16 protein-coding genes are annotated in these 16,284 nt (G+C 29.8%); all 16 read left to right on the top strand.

Features of this window, described 5'->3' with window-relative positions:
- Positions 1-4 precede the first annotated feature (4 nt).
- The 16 genes from ccoQ to ctsP all read left to right on the top strand — a co-directional run bounded on the left by ccoQ (position 5) and on the right by ctsP (position 16,283).
- Complete coding sequence (gene ccoQ / locus AT682_RS07795) at positions 5-268, top strand: cytochrome c oxidase, cbb3-type, CcoQ subunit (RefSeq protein WP_002851307.1); 264 nt, start codon at positions 5-7, stop codon at positions 266-268.
- A complete protein-coding gene (gene ccoP / locus AT682_RS07790; protein WP_004306540.1) occupies positions 268-1,131 on the top strand; it encodes a c-type cytochrome in 864 nt (287 codons plus the stop codon). The genes ccoQ and ccoP overlap by 1 nt, the downstream gene beginning before the upstream one ends.
- Positions 1,128-1,349: a DUF4006 family protein gene (locus tag AT682_RS07785; protein WP_072224426.1), complete on the top strand. Its 222-nt coding sequence runs from the start codon at positions 1,128-1,130 to the stop codon at positions 1,347-1,349. The genes ccoP and AT682_RS07785 overlap by 4 nt, the downstream gene beginning before the upstream one ends.
- Positions 1,346-1,447: a hypothetical protein gene (locus tag AT682_RS07780; protein WP_002868225.1), complete on the top strand. Its 102-nt coding sequence runs from the start codon at positions 1,346-1,348 to the stop codon at positions 1,445-1,447. The genes AT682_RS07785 and AT682_RS07780 overlap by 4 nt, the downstream gene beginning before the upstream one ends.
- On the top strand, positions 1,444-2,046 hold the full coding sequence (locus tag AT682_RS07775) for a hypothetical protein (protein WP_004306537.1): 603 nt from the start codon (positions 1,444-1,446) through the stop codon (positions 2,044-2,046). The genes AT682_RS07780 and AT682_RS07775 overlap by 4 nt, the downstream gene beginning before the upstream one ends.
- Entirely contained in the window at positions 2,033-2,554 is a 522-nt protein-coding gene (locus tag AT682_RS07770; RefSeq protein WP_004306536.1) for a FixH family protein, read from the top strand. The genes AT682_RS07775 and AT682_RS07770 overlap by 14 nt, the downstream gene beginning before the upstream one ends.
- Positions 2,551-4,917, top strand: a complete 2,367-nt coding sequence (locus AT682_RS07765) for a PD-(D/E)XK nuclease family protein (RefSeq protein WP_004306534.1) — start codon at positions 2,551-2,553, stop codon at positions 4,915-4,917. Before AT682_RS07770 ends, AT682_RS07765 begins: the two co-directional genes overlap by 4 nt.
- Positions 4,914-7,679, top strand: coding sequence for a RecB-like helicase (locus tag AT682_RS07760; protein ID WP_004306532.1), 2,766 nt, complete (start codon positions 4,914-4,916; stop codon positions 7,677-7,679). Before AT682_RS07765 ends, AT682_RS07760 begins: the two co-directional genes overlap by 4 nt.
- A gap of 83 nt (positions 7,680-7,762) precedes the next feature.
- On the top strand, positions 7,763-8,188 hold the full coding sequence (rplM, locus tag AT682_RS07755) for a 50S ribosomal protein L13 (RefSeq protein WP_002779321.1): 426 nt from the start codon (positions 7,763-7,765) through the stop codon (positions 8,186-8,188).
- 2 nt (positions 8,189-8,190) lie between these two features.
- Positions 8,191-8,580 (top strand): 30S ribosomal protein S9, encoded by a 390-nt coding sequence (gene rpsI, locus AT682_RS07750; protein WP_002851459.1) that lies wholly within the window; start codon positions 8,191-8,193, stop codon positions 8,578-8,580.
- 123 nt (positions 8,581-8,703) lie between these two features.
- Positions 8,704-9,663, top strand: coding sequence for a fibronectin-binding outer membrane protein CadF (gene cadF / locus AT682_RS07745; RefSeq protein ID WP_004306529.1), 960 nt, complete (start codon positions 8,704-8,706; stop codon positions 9,661-9,663).
- Positions 9,663-10,304, top strand: a complete 642-nt coding sequence (locus tag AT682_RS07740) for an HAD family hydrolase (RefSeq protein ID WP_004306528.1) — start codon at positions 9,663-9,665, stop codon at positions 10,302-10,304. Before cadF ends, AT682_RS07740 begins: the two co-directional genes overlap by 1 nt.
- Positions 10,305-10,396: 92 nt before the next feature.
- On the top strand, positions 10,397-13,957 hold the full coding sequence (gene nifJ, locus AT682_RS07735; RefSeq protein WP_004306526.1) for a pyruvate:ferredoxin (flavodoxin) oxidoreductase: 3,561 nt from the start codon (positions 10,397-10,399) through the stop codon (positions 13,955-13,957).
- A 23-nt stretch (positions 13,958-13,980) separates the two neighbouring features.
- Complete coding sequence (ctsR, locus tag AT682_RS07730) at positions 13,981-14,292, top strand: hypothetical protein (RefSeq protein ID WP_002862131.1); 312 nt, start codon at positions 13,981-13,983, stop codon at positions 14,290-14,292.
- Complete coding sequence (gene mshL, locus AT682_RS07725; RefSeq protein ID WP_004306523.1) at positions 14,270-15,682, top strand: pilus (MSHA type) biogenesis protein MshL; 1,413 nt, start codon at positions 14,270-14,272, stop codon at positions 15,680-15,682. Before ctsR ends, mshL begins: the two co-directional genes overlap by 23 nt.
- The gene (gene ctsP / locus AT682_RS07720) at positions 15,675-16,283 is read left to right on the top strand and encodes a P-loop NTPase family protein (RefSeq protein WP_004306521.1); all 609 of its coding nucleotides are present in this window, start codon (positions 15,675-15,677) and stop codon (positions 16,281-16,283) included. The genes mshL and ctsP overlap by 8 nt, the downstream gene beginning before the upstream one ends.
- Position 16,284 lies beyond the last annotated feature (1 nt).

Here is a 16,284-nt window from a genome sequence, read left to right as displayed (position 1 = left end):
GATGATGGAACATTTATCAATAGTTTTTGATGTGATTAAAAATTTAATCACATTTGATTTAGCAACAGTTCAAAAACATGAGTGGGAGATTTTCCAAGGTTATGGTTTTTTTGCACTCGTGATGTTTTTGTCAATAGTATTATATGCGTATTGGTATCATTTATATAGAACAGAAAAAAAAGGCGAGAGAAATTATGAAAATTATGCAAACCTTGCCTTAAAAGATGATATTGATGATAGTGTATTAGAAAGTAAAAGGAGTGCTTAATGCAATGGTTAAATTTAGAAGATAATGTTAATCTCTTATCTTTAATTGGAGCTATTCTTATCATTTTAATCACACTAGTTATTGTGGGTAGAATGTTTAAGCAAATGAAAGAAAAAAAAGGCGATTCAGAGCTTAGTGAACATAGTTGGGATGGAATAGGAGAGTATAAAAATGCTGTTCCTACTGGTTGGGCTGTGGTATTTTTCCTGACTATTGTTTGGGTTATTTGGTATTTTCTATGGGGATATCCTTTAAATTCTTTTTCAAGTATAGGTCAATACAATGAAGAAGTAGCAACTCATAATACAAAATTTGAAGAAAAATTTAAAAATTTATCTCCTGAAGATAAAATAGCAATGGGTCAAAATATCTTTTTAGTTCAGTGTTCAGCTTGTCATGGAATTACAGGCGATGGTATCAATGGTAAAGCTCAAAATTTAAATATTTGGGGTAGCGAAGAAGGTATAATCAATGTAATTAAACATGGTTCAAAAGGTATGAATTTTCCAGGTGGAGAAATGCTTGGTGCTGCTGATTTAGGTGTGGCAGAAGAAGATATCCCTGCTATTGCTGCTTATGTAGCAAAAGATCTTTCAGCTATTAAGAAAACCGCAAATGAAAATTTAGTAGCAAAAGGTAAAGAAGCTTATGCAACTTGTGCAGCATGCCATGGAGAAGATGGAAAAGGTCAAGATGGAATATTCCCAGATCTTACAAAATACGGTTCTGCAGCTTTTGTAGTAGATGTTTTACATAGTGGTAAGGCTGGTTTTATAGGAACAATGCCGAGCTTTCCAACACTTAATGATATTCAAAAAGAAGCTGTTGGCGAGTATGTAATTTCTCTTTCAAGGGGTGAATGATGGAAAATAATAATAGATGCGTGTTTTCTCTTTCAGGTGTTACAGGTATGTTAATTGCTACGGTTTTGTTACTTGCTATCTTAGTAGTTTTAACTATTTGGGGTCTTAAAGCTCAGCAAGAAGTGATGCAAAAGCCATATAGTCTTAAAGATGTACAAAGTGTAAAGATGTTTGGTTCAAAAGAACAAGATCATAGAAGTATAAAGGAAGCACAATGAGTAAGGCTTTGGAATATTTAATTGTTATTGGTTTAGTTGCTGCTGCTGCAATCACCGCTTGGTCGGTTTTAACTGTAAATCATCTTCATATAGGATGAAAAAAATATTACAAGATGGCTTTTTTTTAGCCATCTTCTTCTTTGTTTTATTGCCTTCTAGGGTTTTTGCTCTTGATGCTGTACTTTTTAATGAAAATATTTTAAGTCAAAAAGTAAGTAATGAGATTAATCTTATAGGAAAAGAGCTTTACCAAAAAAGTAATATTTTTATCGGTGTTATGATTGGTGATAAAACTGAAATTGAAACTTTATTAAATAAACAAAAAGAACTTCCTCAATCTTATATATTGCTTCTTTTGTCGAAAAATTCTCACAAAGTTGATATAGTGGGCTCAAAAGGTGCTTTAGCTTTGATTGATAAAGAAGCTGTGCTTAGTCCTTATCCTGGAACAGGATCTATTTTGCCGATATTAGCTACAAATAAAGGTGATATTTATAATGCTGCTATACTTAATGGTTATGCAGATATTGTAGATCGTGTGGCAAAATCCTTGGGATTACAATTAGAACATTCTATAGGTAATGCAAATCGTGATACTATCAATATCTTAAGAATACTTATCTATGGATTTATTTGCTTTGCATTGTTATACTATGCACAAAGAAGAATAAAGAGGAAAAAAAATGTTAGAAACTAAAAAAAGTTTTTGGCCTTATGGTATTTTGCTTTCACTTTTGGCTATAATTATTGCTTGTATTGTAACGATTTTTATAGCAAGTCATCATCCTGTGTATGAGGATGATTTTTATTTTGACTCTTATCAAAATGTTGAAAATAATTACAATCAAATACAAAAACAACAAGTAAATTTTGATAAATTTTTTAAAGTAAATTTTCAAAATGATAAAATCACTTTTATAGGTAAAAGAAAAATTCCTAGTTATGAAGTGGATCAAAATTCTTATGTTGCAAATTTTAAAATTTCTGCATTACAAAATATAAATTCTGATGATTTAAAAGTTCAAGTTCTTCTTACAAGACCATTCACTAAAAATTTTGATCAAAAGTTAGAAGGACGAGTTAAAAATGGAATTTTAAGTATCGCTTTACCTAAACTAGATAAAGGTAGATGGGAGCTTAAGCTAAAGTTTTATGCAAATCAAGAAACAGTGGGTTTTTTTAGCTACGAATTAAATGCTCAATGAAATTAAGAATTTTTAGTTCTTCAAGACAAATTAGAGAGTATTACAACCAAAAAAAACAGCAAAATGCTTTATTAGATAGTGCTATTCATATAGGTGAATTTTTAGATAAAGTTTGTTTGAGTAATTTTCATAAGGCAAGTTCTTATGAAAGTTTGCTTTTAATGCAAGAAGCTTGTCTAAAAAGTAAGGATTTAGAAAAAAAACTAGGAATTTCGGTAGAATTTTTTGCTTTTTTGAAAAATAACGAATATCTTTTTTCTTTTTTCAAAGAACTTAGTTTAGAAAAAAAAAGCATAGAAGATCTTAAAAACAATGATTATTATGCTACCTATAATGAACATTTGGAAATTTTAGATGAGGTATATAAGAATTATCTTGCTTTGCTTGAAAAGAATTCTTTTTATGATGATCTTTCTTTGCCTAAAAATTACACTCTTAATAAAGATTTTTTAGATGAGTATGAAGCTATAGTTTATGATTTGCAAGGTTTTTTGAGTAAATTTGAAGAAAATTTATTAAGTGAAATTTCTCAGATTAAAGAAGTGGTTTTAAGTTTTAAAACGAGTAAATTTAATCTCGAATATCTTTTAAAACTTGATTTTTTAAAAACATTTGATTTAAAAATAAACACTTATTATGAAATCAACCTTTCAAAACAAGAGATCTTAAAAGAAGAAATTTTTAAAACAAGAAATTCAAAAATTAAACTCAAATCTTTTGAATTAAGGGCTTTACAATGTGCCTTTGTTATGGATGAAATTTCACATTTTGTACGCAAAGGCTTAAAGCCTGAAAATATTGTAGTTATAACCCCAGATGAAAGTTTTTGTGAGTTTTTAAGACTTTTTGATAAAGACAATATGCTTAATTTTGCAAGTGGGATTAGTATTAAAGAAAGTTTATTTTATCAAAAATTTCAAGCACTTTATGAAAGTGCTAGTAGTGCTTCTTTTGTCTATAAAAATCAAGAGGATTATTTTGAAGACACGCAGATGATTTTTGATTATCACAATACGTTTTTACATTCTTTAAAGCTTGATTTTATAGAGTTTAAAAAGTATTTTGATGAGAAATGTGATTTTGAATATTTTGAAAAATTACTTGCTTTGTTTTTAGAAAATGAAAAGCAAGAGCTTATTTATTTGATACGAAAAGAACTTTATTTTATTAAAGATTTATTGAAAAATCAGTCTTTAACTCTTAAAGAGTTGATTCATCTTTTTTTCATGCAAATTTCACAACTTTCCCTTAGTGATGTAGGTGGAGGTAAGGTTACGGTAATGGGACTTTTAGAAAGTCGTGGGCTTTGTTTTGATGGGGTAATTTTGGTTGATTTTAATGAAGAATTTATTCCTAAAAGAAGTGTTAATGAGCTTTTTTTAAACAATGAAGTGCGTAAAAAAGCAGGATTGATTAGCTATGATAGAAGAGAAAATTTACAAAGATTTTATTATGAAAGCTTGATGAAAAATGCTTTAGAAATAAGTATTTGCTTTGTGGAAAATGAAGAAAAAAGCAAATCACGTTTTTTAGATGAACTTGATTTTGACTTTTTTTATGAAACTCATATCCATCAAAAAGCTTATCTTAATGCTTTAAAATTAGACTATGAAGGCATAAAACCTAATTTAACTCCTATAAAAGCTCCTATTTTAAAGCATAATCCTTTTGAGTTTCCGCTTTCTTTTAGTCGTTTTAATTTATTGGAAAATCAAAAAAGAACTTATTATTATCGTTATATTTTAAATTTAGCAGAACCTAGGGTTTTAAGCGAGGAAAGCAAAGCGAAAAATCAAGGAAATTTCATCCATAAAATGCTTGAAATTTATTATAAAAATTATGTAAATAATGATTTTGATATAAAAGTTTTTGTGAATTTATTGGATAAAGAATATCAAAAATACAATATCAGTGAACTTGATCTTGAAGTATTTAAATTAAAATTTATACAATTTGCTAAAAATGAAAAAGAGCATTTTTCAAAAGGCTTTTATGTCGTACATACAGAGCTTGAGTTAAACAATATTTTAAAGCTTGGAGCAGATAGTATAAAACTTAAGGGCACTATAGATCGTATCGATAGTTCAAAAGAAGGTAATTTGATCATTGATTATAAAAGTGGAAAAATACCAAGCAATTCTTATCAACTTGCTTTTTACCAAGCTTTATATGATGAAAATGCAAGCGTGGGTTTTTATGATTTAAATAGTATGCAAATATTGCACCAAAAAGCTAAAAGTTTAGATGAGCTGAAAGAAAGACTTAAAGACTTAGTTCTTATGAGCAAGAAAGAAATAGAGTTTGAAAATGAACAAGATGAGTACTGTCCTTATAAACTCATTTATAAAAAGGAATTAAAATGAGTCAATTTGAGCCTTTTTTGGCATTGGAAGCGAGTGCGGGAAGTGGAAAAACCTTTGCTTTGAGTGTGCGTTTTGTAGCACTTATTTTAAAAGGAGCTAGGATTAATGAAATTTTAGCTTTGACTTTTACCAAAAAAGCTGCTAATGAAATGCAAAAAAGAATTATTGAGACTTTTTTAAATTTAGAAAAAGAAAATAAAACCAGTGAATGCAATGAACTTTGCAAGCTTTTAGATAAAGATAAAGAAGAGCTTATTTCTTTAAGAGATGCTAAAAAAGAAGAATTTTTAAGAACAGAGTTAAAAATCAGTACTTTTGATGCTTTTTTCGGAAAAATTTTGCGTGTTTTTGCTTTAAATTTGGGCTTAAGTAGTGATTTTACAATGAGTGAAGAGAGACTTGATGTAAGAGAGATTTTTTTAAAACTTCTTAAAAAAGATGAATTAAAAGATTTGGCTTATTATATTAATTTAGTTGATGAGAAAGAAAATTTTTTTAACGAGCTTGAAAAATTTTATGAGAATGCTTATTTTCAAAATCGTCCTAAAATTCCAAATCCATCTAAAGCTTATATCAATAAAGCTTATAGTGAGTTAAGAAGTTATTGTTTGGGTCTTACTCATGTAAAAAATTATAAAAATTTGTGTGACAATTTTAAAAGCGAAGTTTTAGATTTATCCGTGTTTATGCAATCAAGCTTTATGATAAAATTTGAAAGTACAAAATATTTGCAAGATTTAGAAAGCACTAACTTGCATTTTAGCGCAAAGAGAATGGAGCTTATAAATGCTTTAAATACTTATGCTATAGAGCTTGAAAATTATAAAATTGCTAATTTAATGAATCTTTTAAATCATTATAGTGAAGCTAAAAATATATTTCATAAAGATAAAAATACCTTAAATTTCCAAGATGTGAGTAAAAAAGTTTATGAGTTAATAACCAGTGAATTTAAGGATATGATTTATTTTCGTTTAGATGGTTTTATTTCGCATTTGCTTATTGATGAATTTCAAGATACAAGCGTGATCCAATATCAAATTTTACGCCCTTTGATCGCTGAGCTTGTTTCAGGAGAAGGGGTTAAGAAAAATCGCACTTTTTTTTATGTAGGAGATAAAAAACAAAGTATTTATCGCTTTCGTAAAGGAAAAAAAGAATTATTTGATTTGTTAAAACAAGAATTTAGTCAAATTAAAAGTGATAATTTAAATACTAATTATCGTTCTAAAGAGCTTTTGGTTGATTTTGTTAATGAAACTTTTAAAGAAAAAATCAAAGATTATAAAGAACAATTTGCCTTAGAAAGTAAAAAAGGCGGTTTTGTGCGTATTGTGGAGTCTAAGGAACAAAAGGTTAAAAACCAAGCCCAAGAAATTAAGGAAAAGACTTTAGAAACTTTATTTGAGCAAATTAATTTTTTAAGATCTAAAAATATTTCTTATGATGATATTTGTATTTTGTGTTGGAAAAATAGCGATGCAGATATGGTTTTGGATTTTTTAAGAGAGCAAAATATTCCTGCATTTACTCAAAGCAATGTTTTACTTGAAAATAAAGCAAGTGTAAGACTTGTTTTAGAATATGCTAAATATTGTATTTTTGGTGATGAGTTTTACTTGGTATTTTTAAAGGAACTTTTAGGTTTTGAGCCCAGAAAAATTACCCTTGATTTTTCAAAAAATGCTATGGAAAATGTACTTTTTTTAATAAAAGAATTAAAACTTGATTTAAATGATATCGCTTTAATACAATTTATCGAATATGCTAAAACTAAGGAGAATTTTTTAAAGCTTTTATTTGAGCCTTGTGCTTTGAAAATAGTAAGCGAACAAAATATGGGAATTAGTATTATGAGTGTGCATAAATCTAAGGGTTTGGAATTTGATCATGTGATTTTACTTGATAGTTTATCTAAAAACAATTCAAACAATGAAGATATCATGCTTGAATATGATATTAATCAAGGTTGGCAACTCCATATTAAAGATAAAATTCGAGAGCTTACTAAAGAGCCTATTTATACTCTTTTTAAAGAAAATATTACAAGAGCAAATTATGAAGATGATATTAATAAACTTTATGTGGCTTTTACAAGAGCTAAGGAAAGTTTGATTATCATAAAAAGAAACGAAGAAAGTGTAAATGGAAATTATCCAAGTTATTTTAAGGGGGGATTTTTAAATATACACTCTCAAGAGAGAGGTTTTTTAGAAAGCAAAGAACAAATTTTAAGTGTTAAAAAAGAAAGTATTCAAGCTTTACAAAAATTTGAAAAAATTACCTCGCAAGAAATTCAAAGTGAAGAAAGGCTTGATAGTAAAGAGCTATATTTTGGAAATGCTTTTCACTTTTTTATGCAAAATTTAAAACTTCCTAAGGGTGAAAATTTTCAAATACTTACTCAAAGATGCAAGAGCAAATTTAGACATTTTTTGGATGAGAGTGATTTTGAAAAGCTTTTTAAAAGAATTGAAATTTTACTTAAAAATACTCAATTTCAAAATTTGATTGGTGATGGAAAGCTTTTAAAAGAACAAGCTTTGAGTTTTAATGCAGAAATTAAACAATTAGACTTGCTTGCCTTAAAAGATGAAGAAACTTTTATAATTGATTATAAAACAGGTCTTGCTATGCAAGATAAACATAAAGAGCAGGTAAGAACTTATAAGATCGCCATTGGTGAAATTTTGAAAAAAGATAAAGTACGTGCTTTTATAGTTTATTGTTTGGAAAATGAAATTCAAATTTTGGAAATATAAACTTTATTTTTACTTAAATTAAGTAAAAATTAATATTATTTTTTATACAATCACATTTTAAATTTTTGGCAAAGGTAAAAATTATGACAAAGATAACAAAGCCAAACGAAGTAAAACGAGAATGGATTGTTTTAGACGCAGAAGGCAAACGCTTTGGTCGTCTTTTAACTGAAGTAGCAACAATTTTGAGAGGTAAAAACAAGCCTTGCTTTACTCCAAATGTTGATTGTGGTGATTATGTAATTATCATCAATGCTTCAAAAGCTGTATTTACAGGTGCTAATAAAGCAGAAGATAAGCTTTATCATAGACATTCAGGATATTTTGGAAGTGTAAAAAGCGAAAAATTTGGTGATTTACTTGAAAAAAATCCTGCAAAATTATATAAATTAGCAGTTAGAGGTATGCTTCCTAAAACAAATTTGGGCAGAGCTATGCTTAAAAAATTAAAAATCTATGCGGGTAGTGAGCACCCACACACTGCACAAATTGCTAAAGAAGGAAAATAATCATGGCAACAACATACGCAACAGGTAAGAGAAAAACTGCTATCGCAAAGGTATGGGTAAAACCAGGTAGTGGTAAAATTAGTGTTAATGGAGTTGATTTAAACACTTGGCTTGGTGGACACGAGGCGATTAAGCTTAAAGTGGTTCAACCTTTACTTGTGACTAAACAAGAAACTTCAATGGATATTAAAGCAACCACTTTAGGCGGGGGTTATAGTGCTCAAGCTGAAGCTTTAAGACATGGAATTTCAAGAGCTTTAGCAGCTATGGATGCTGATTTTAGAGCCTTATTAAAACCTAAAGGACTTCTTACTAGAGATAGTAGAACTGTTGAGCGTAAAAAATACGGACGCCGCAAAGCAAGAAGAAGCCCACAATTCTCTAAACGTTAATATTTTTGGTGGGATTTTCCCACCTTTCTACAATTTTTTATAAAACTCATCCTTTTTTCTATCATTTATGTTATAATTGCAAAATTTAAATTTTTATTTTATAACACAATGAAAGGTTTTTCTATGAAAAAAATATTATTATGTTTAGGTTTGGCAAGTGTTTTATTCGGTGCTGATAACAATGTAAAATTTGAAATCACTCCAACTTTAAACTATAATTACTTTGAAGGTAATTTAGATATGGATAATCGTTATGCACCAGGTGTTAGACTTGGTTATCATTTTGACGATTTTTGGCTTGATCAATTAGAATTTGGCTTAGAGCATTATTCTGATGTTAAATATACAAATACAAATAAAACTACAGATATTACAAGAACTTATTTGAGTGCTATTAAAGGTATTGATGTGGGTGAGAAATTTTATTTTTATGGTTTAGCAGGTGGAGGATATGAGGATTTTTCAAATGCTGCTTATGATAATAAAAGCGGTGGATTTGGACATTATGGTGCGGGTGTAAAATTCCGTCTTAGTGATTCTTTGGCTTTAAGACTTGAAACTAGAGATCAAATTAATTTCAATCATGCAAACCATAATTGGGTTTCAACTTTAGGTATTAGTTTTGGTTTTGGTAGCAAAAAGGAAAAAGCTGTAGAAGAAGTTGCTGATACTCGTCCAGCTCCACAAGCAAAATGTCCTGTAGAACCAAGAGAAGGTGCTTTGTTAGATGAAAATGGTTGCGAAAAAACTATTTCTTTGGAAGGTCATTTTGGTTTTGATAAAACTACTATAAATCCAACTTTTCAAGAAAAAATCAAAGAAATTGCAAAAGTTTTAGATGAAAATGAAAGATATGATACTATTCTTGAAGGACATACAGATAATATCGGTTCAAGAGCTTATAATCAAAAGCTTTCTGAAAGACGTGCTAAAAGTGTTGCTAATGAACTTGAAAAATATGGTGTAGAAAAAAGTCGCATCAAAACAGTAGGTTATGGTCAAGATAATCCTCGCTCAAGCAATGACACTAAAGAAGGTAGAGCGGATAATAGAAGAGTGGATGCTAAATTTATTTTAAGATAATGAATAAAACTATTTTATTTGATTTAGATGGCACTTTAATTGATTCTACTGATGCTATTTTAAATTCTTTCCAAGGAGCTTTTAAAGCCCTTGGATTAACTTCTAAAAATAATGAAGAAATCAAAAATCTCATAGGTTATCCTTTAGAACAAATGTTTAGAATGCTTTATCCAGATAAAGTAAATTTAAGTAAAGAATTTGTATTAGCTTATCGTGAAATTTATGCACAAATTTATTTAGAACAAACCACTCTTTTGCCTAAAGCAAAAGAAGCATTAGAACTTGGAAACGAAATTGCAGATCTTGGTATAGTTACAACAAAAGGAGGTAAATTTACTCCGATTTTACTTGATTATTTGGGAGTTAAAAAATTCTTTAAAACTTTAATTACTCTTGAAGATGTCACAAATCCAAAGCCAAGTTCCGAACCTATAATTTTAGCCTTAAAAAGACTCAATAAAACTCAAGAAAATGCCTATATGATAGGCGATACAATATTAGATATTCAAGCTGCAATTTCTGCTAATATCACTCCTTTGACCTTAACTTGTGGCTATGGCAATGAAAATGAATTAAAAACCCATTCTATGGTATTTTTAAACGCATATGAGGCTGTTAATTATATAGCTAGATTAAACTAATTTCAAGTTTTCGTTAAACGCCTTTTAAGAGAATTTATAGTAAATTGATAGCTAAAAAATTATAAAAATTATCAATATAAAGGAAGGTCTCAATGGGTAAAATTATGAAAACTATGGACGGAAATGAGGCTGCTGCATACGCTGCGTATGCTTTTACTGAAGTTGCTGGAATTTATCCTATTACACCTAGTTCTCCTATGGCTGATTATACCGATATGTGGGCAGCTGCAGGTAAAAAAAATCTTTTTGGAGTTCCTGTAAAAATCGTAGAAATGCAAAGTGAAGCAGGAGCTGCAGGTAGTGTGCATGGATCTTTACAGGTTGGGGCTTTGACTACAACTTATACAGCTTCTCAAGGATTACTCCTTAAAATTCCAAATATGTATAAAATAGCAGGTCAATTACTCCCCTGTGTAATCCATGTAGCAGCGCGTTCTTTGGCTGCTCAATCTTTGTCTATCTTTGGTGATCATCAAGATATTTATGCGGCAAGACAAATTGGTTTTGCTATGCTTTGTTCGCATTCTGTGCAAGAAACCATGGACTTAGCTGGTGTAGCACATTTAGCTGCAATTAAGGGAAGAGTACCATTTTTACATTTTTTTGATGGTTTTAGAACAAGCCATGAAATTCAAAAAGTTGAAGTAATGGATTATGCGCATTTTGATAGATTATTGGATAGAGAAGCTTTGCTTGAATTTAGAAATAATGCTTTAAATCCAGAAAATCCAAAAACACGTGGAACAGCACAAAATGATGATATTTATTTTCAAACTAGAGAAGTAAGCAATCGTTTTTATGATGCTTTACCTGATGTTGTTAATGAATATATGCAAGAAATTTCAAAAATTACAGGTAGAGAATATAAGCCATTCACTTATTATGGTCACAAAGAGCCAGAGTGTGTGATTGTTGCTATGGGTTCTGTAACTCAAGCACTTGAAGAAGTGGTGGACTATCTTAATGCCAAGGGTGAAAAGGTAGGGATTTTAAAAGTTTATCTTTATCGTCCATTTAGTTTAAAATATTTCTTTGATGTTATGCCAAAATCAGTGAAAAAAATCGCAGTTTTAGATAGAACCAAAGAACCAGGAAGTCTTGGGGAGCCACTTTATCTTGATGTAAAATCAGCTTTCTATGGAAGAGAAAATGCTCCTGTTATAGTAGGTGGAAGATACGGACTTTCTTCAAAGGATGTTGATCCTGCTCAAATGATAGCAGTATTTGAAAATCTTAAACTTGATAATCCAAAAGATGGCTTTACTGTAGGTATAGTTGATGATGTAACTCATACTTCACTGAGTACTGGAGAGAAAATTTCACTTGGAGATGAAAGTACGATCGAATGTTTATTTTACGGACTTGGTGCTGATGGAACTGTGGGTGCAAATAAAAACTCGATTAAAATTATCGGGGATAAAACGGATTTTTACGCTCAAGCTTATTTTGCTTATGATTCTAAAAAATCAGGGGGTTATACAAGAAGCCATTTAAGATTTTCTAAAAAACCTATCCGTTCAACTTATCTTGTTTCAACTCCGCATTTTATCGCTTGTTCGGTAGCGGCTTATTTGGAAATTTATGATGTTTTAGCAGGAATTCGTAAAGGAGGAACTTTCCTTTTAAATAGTATTTGGAATGCTGAAGAAACCATAAGACAACTTCCAGATGCAGTAAAGAAAACTTTAGCTGAAAAAGAAGTAAATTTTTATATCATCAATGCAACCAAACTAGCTCGTGATATAGGTTTGGGAAATCGTACAAATACCATTATGCAATCAGCTTTTTTCAAACTTGCAAAAATCATTCCTTATGAAGACGCACAAAAATACATGAAAGAGCTTGCGTATAAATCTTATAGTAAAAAAGGCGATGCTATTGTAGAAATGAATTACAAAGCTATTGATGTGGGTGCTGATGGACTTGTAAAAGTTGAAGTGGATCCAAATTGGAAAAATTTAGAGCTTAAAGAAAAAGAACAAACCAATGCCTATAAAGGCACTGAATTTGTTGAAAAAATCGTAAAACCTATGAACGCAGCTAAGGGTGATGATTTACCTGTTTCAGCCTTTTTAGGTTATGAAGATGGAAGTTTTGAACACGGCACAACCGAATATGAAAAACGCGGTGTCGGGGTTATGGTGCCAAGATGGATAGAGGCAAATTGTATTCAATGTAATCAATGTGCTTCAGTTTGTCCGCATGCTGTTATCAGGCCATTTTTGATCAATGATGAAGAAATGGCAAATGCACCTCGCGGTGTAAAAGATCATGCTTTAGAAGCTAAAGGAACCAAAGGAGAAAAATTAAGCTTTAAAATTCAAGTTTCTCCGCTTGATTGTACAGGCTGTGAGCTTTGTGTTCATGAGTGTCCTACTAAAGAAAAATCTTTGGTTATGGTACCACTTCAAGAAGAGATGGATTTTGGTGAGCAAGAGAATGCGGATTATTTATTTAAAGAAATCACTTATAAAGATGATATTTTAAATAAAGAAACCACAAAAGGAGCGCAATTTGCCCAACCTTTATTTGAATTTCATGGAGCATGTCCTGGATGTGGGGAAACTCCTTATATTACTTTAATTACAAGATTGTTCGGTGAAAGAATGATTGTGGCTAATGCGACAGGTTGTAGTTCTATTTATGGGGGTTCAGCTCCATCAACTCCTTATAGAAAAAGTGTGAAAAATGGATATGGTCCTGCTTGGGGAAATTCACTTTTTGAAGACAATGCTGAGTTTGGTTTGGGCATGAAAATTGCAACTGAAAACACAAGACACCGCATTGAACATATCATGAATGAAAGCATGCAAGAAGTTCCAAATGCTTTATCAGCCCTTTTTAAAGATTGGATTGCAAATAAAGACAATGGTGCTATGTCTGTGGAAATTAAAGATAAAATGATCCCTATTTTAGAGCAAAATAAAAATATTAAAGCGGTGCAAGATATATTAGAGCTTAAACAGTATTTAAGTAAAAAATCTCACTGGATTTTTGGTGGTGATGGTTGGGCTTATGATATAGGCTATGGCGGACTTGATCATGTTTTAGCAAGTGGAGAAAATGTAAATATTTTAGTGCTTGATACAGAAGTTTATTCTAATACAGGCGGTCAAAGTTCAAAATCTTCTAGAACAGGAGCTGTAGCACAGTTTGCAGCAGCAGGTAAACCTATACAGAAAAAAGATCTAGGTCAAATTGCTATGACTTATGGCTATATTTTTGTAGCACAAGTAAATTCAACGGCAAATTATACTCATCTTATCAAAGCTATCACTGCAGCTGAGGCCTATGATGGACCATCTTTGGTGATTTGTTATTCTCCTTGTATAGCTCATGGTATTAAAGGTGGGCTTGGTTACTCAGGAGAGCAAGGTGAGCTTGCTACAAAATGTGGTTATTGGCCACTTTATACCTTTGATCCTCGTTTAGAAGAGCAAGGAAAAAATCCTTTAACTCTAACAGGAAAAGAGCCTGATTGGGATTTATATGAGCAATTTTTAATGAATGAAGTGCGTTATAATTCACTTAAAAAAGCAAATCCTGAACACGCTGCTGAGCTTTTTGAACGCAATAAAAAAGACGCTCAACGTCGCTATAGACAGCTTAAGCGTATCGCTATGGCTGATTATAGCAATGAGGTTGAAAGCTGATAAAATATATTTTTAGTGCAACATTGTGTTTTAGCACTTTGTTTGCACAAGATAATTTTGAAGAGTATTTTAAACTTATAGATAAAGAAAATCGCATAAATTTTAATACTCTTCAAAACCCATTTGTGAATCCTACTTTTGAAAAATTAAGACATATTAAAATTACTGCAATTATGCTTGATAAAGTAAAAATTTATGATCGATGGTATAAAAAAGGTGATATGATTGATGATGCTATAATACATGAAATAAATACTAAAGAGATTAAATTCCAATATGATAATTTAGAAATTGCAATCCAAATAAATAAAAATGATAAGATTAATATTAATTAACATTCTTTTTTGCCATTATCTTTATGCTTTAGATTGTCAAAAGCGTCTTTTTGATATCAGTATTAATGAAAAATTAAGCATAGAAGAAAGTCTTGATGAGTTTGCAAAATATTGTTCTTTTAGTATTATTGTTAAAGATAAAATTGCCAAAGAAAAATTAGAAACATTGCAAAATTCTGTCAATATTCATCAAATGAGTTTGGACGAAATTTTTAATTTTTTTATCAAAGAGCATGATCTTAGCTATGATTTTGATGGTAAAATTTTAAGAATTTCAGGCATTAATACGAAGATTTTTAAGATAAGTTATATCACTTCTATCAGAGAAGGACAAAGCATAACTAAAGCGTCTGTAGACGCTAAACCAAGGCAAAGTGAATATAGCGGTAGTTTTGATGATGCAGAAGACAATATGATTAAAAGTATGGAAAAATTTGATTTTTGGCAAAATATAGAAAAAGAGATTATTGTATTATTAAAAAATTCTCATGAAGATTATGAGGCTAAAACTCCCATTATAAATCCCAATGCAGGTCTTATTATAGTAACTGGAACAAATTCTCAGTTAAAAAGTGTGAAAAATTATTTGCAAAAACTAGAAAATCGTCTTAAAAAACAAGTTATTATTGATGTTAGCATACTTGCTGTGAGTTTAAATGAAAGCCATTCTAGTGGGATTAATTGGCAAAATTTTAATATAGGTTTAAATTCACAAGTAAATAATGAAAATTCTTTTATTCAGTTTCAAAATGGGCAAGGTTTTGTTAAGAATTTGGGTTTAAGGGCGAATTTAAATTTTGATTCTATTATTAACTTTCTTTCTCAAAATGGAAAAACTAGCGTGCTTTCTAATCCAAAGCTTATGGCTTTAAATAACCAACAAGCCATTATTTCTGTAGGCGATACTATAAATTATCAAGTTAAAGAAAGTTCTAAAGGTACTGAAAATGGGACTACTGTTAGTGAAAGTTATAATAATTATTCTATTTTTGTAGGCATTTTACTCAATATCTTGCCTGAAATTTCTGATGATGGAAAAATAATGCTTAGGATTAATCCAAGCTTAAGTGATTTTAAGTATCCAGAAGATAATAAACGACAAAAAGAACCAAGAACTATTGCTCCTGATACCATACAAAAAAAGCTTTCTAGTGTTGTGCAAGTAGAGAATAATCAAACTTTAATTTTAGGTGGATTGATTTCTCACGATAAATCTAATGAGAAAAATTCTATCAATTTTCTATCAAAAATTCCAATCCTAGGTTCTTTGTTTAAAGGAGAAGTTTTAAATTCTAAAGCAACCGAAATTGTTTTTATTATCACTCCAAGTATAGTAGATAGCGTAAATGCTCCAAGTCTTAAAGATCTAGGATTTAAGCATTATGAGTAAAATTATTCCATTTAGAGAAGAAATTTTTCATCAAATCAATCAAATTTTAGAAAGCCAAAAAGCTTTTATTTTTTTATGGGGAAAAAGTGGTAGTGGTAAAAGTGTATTGTTGCAAAGATTGGCAAAAAAATATAATGTTGATTTTATTAATGAAAATTTTAAAGATCAGAGTTTCTTAAAAGAAAAAATTGAGTTTTTGATTTCACAAGGTCAGAGTTTAATCATTCTTGATGAAGTGGGAATGTATGATTATGCAATGTTAGAAAGTGTCAGGATTTATAGTGATTCTATAAGTTTTGTTTTAAGTTCTCATAAAAAGTTAAATATACTTAAAAAAGAGCATTTTAAAAGTCGTTTAAGTGCTTGTTTTGAATTGAAAAATATTAGTCTTTTAGAGCTTGATGATTATATTAAATTGAAATTTGGAATGAATTTTTCAAATAAATGTCTTAAGTTTTTGCAAAAAATTTCTCAAGGAAATTTAAGATATATTGATAAAACTTTAAAAAGTTTTTATGAGATAAATAGTTTTTTTGATAAAAACAAAAGTCAAGAGCATATTTTAAAGCTTAGTGCTTTAGAGAATGGTTTATTAAGGTAAG

This window comes from Campylobacter jejuni (genome assembly GCF_001457695.1).
Classification (GTDB): Bacteria; Campylobacterota; Campylobacteria; order Campylobacterales; family Campylobacteraceae; genus Campylobacter_D; species Campylobacter_D jejuni.
This window is presented reverse-complemented; position numbering and strand designations above follow the sequence as displayed.

Coding starts and splice junctions, on each gene's coding strand:
- ccoQ (WP_002851307.1), top strand. CDS start 5: ATGGAACATTTATCAATAGTTTTTGATGTGATTAAAAATTTAATCACA.
- ccoP (WP_004306540.1), top strand. CDS start 268: ATGCAATGGTTAAATTTAGAAGATAATGTTAATCTCTTATCTTTAATT.
- AT682_RS07785 (WP_072224426.1), top strand. CDS start 1,128: ATGATGGAAAATAATAATAGATGCGTGTTTTCTCTTTCAGGTGTTACA.
- AT682_RS07780 (WP_002868225.1), top strand. CDS start 1,346: ATGAGTAAGGCTTTGGAATATTTAATTGTTATTGGTTTAGTTGCTGCT.
- AT682_RS07775 (WP_004306537.1), top strand. CDS start 1,444: ATGAAAAAAATATTACAAGATGGCTTTTTTTTAGCCATCTTCTTCTTT.
- AT682_RS07770 (WP_004306536.1), top strand. CDS start 2,033: ATGTTAGAAACTAAAAAAAGTTTTTGGCCTTATGGTATTTTGCTTTCA.
- AT682_RS07765 (WP_004306534.1), top strand. CDS start 2,551: ATGAAATTAAGAATTTTTAGTTCTTCAAGACAAATTAGAGAGTATTAC.
- AT682_RS07760 (WP_004306532.1), top strand. CDS start 4,914: ATGAGTCAATTTGAGCCTTTTTTGGCATTGGAAGCGAGTGCGGGAAGT.
- rplM (WP_002779321.1), top strand. CDS start 7,763: ATGACAAAGATAACAAAGCCAAACGAAGTAAAACGAGAATGGATTGTT.
- rpsI (WP_002851459.1), top strand. CDS start 8,191: ATGGCAACAACATACGCAACAGGTAAGAGAAAAACTGCTATCGCAAAG.
- cadF (WP_004306529.1), top strand. CDS start 8,704: ATGAAAAAAATATTATTATGTTTAGGTTTGGCAAGTGTTTTATTCGGT.
- AT682_RS07740 (WP_004306528.1), top strand. CDS start 9,663: ATGAATAAAACTATTTTATTTGATTTAGATGGCACTTTAATTGATTCT.
- nifJ (WP_004306526.1), top strand. CDS start 10,397: ATGGGTAAAATTATGAAAACTATGGACGGAAATGAGGCTGCTGCATAC.
- mshL (WP_004306523.1), top strand. CDS start 14,270: ATGATAAGATTAATATTAATTAACATTCTTTTTTGCCATTATCTTTAT.
- ctsP (WP_004306521.1), top strand. CDS start 15,675: ATGAGTAAAATTATTCCATTTAGAGAAGAAATTTTTCATCAAATCAAT.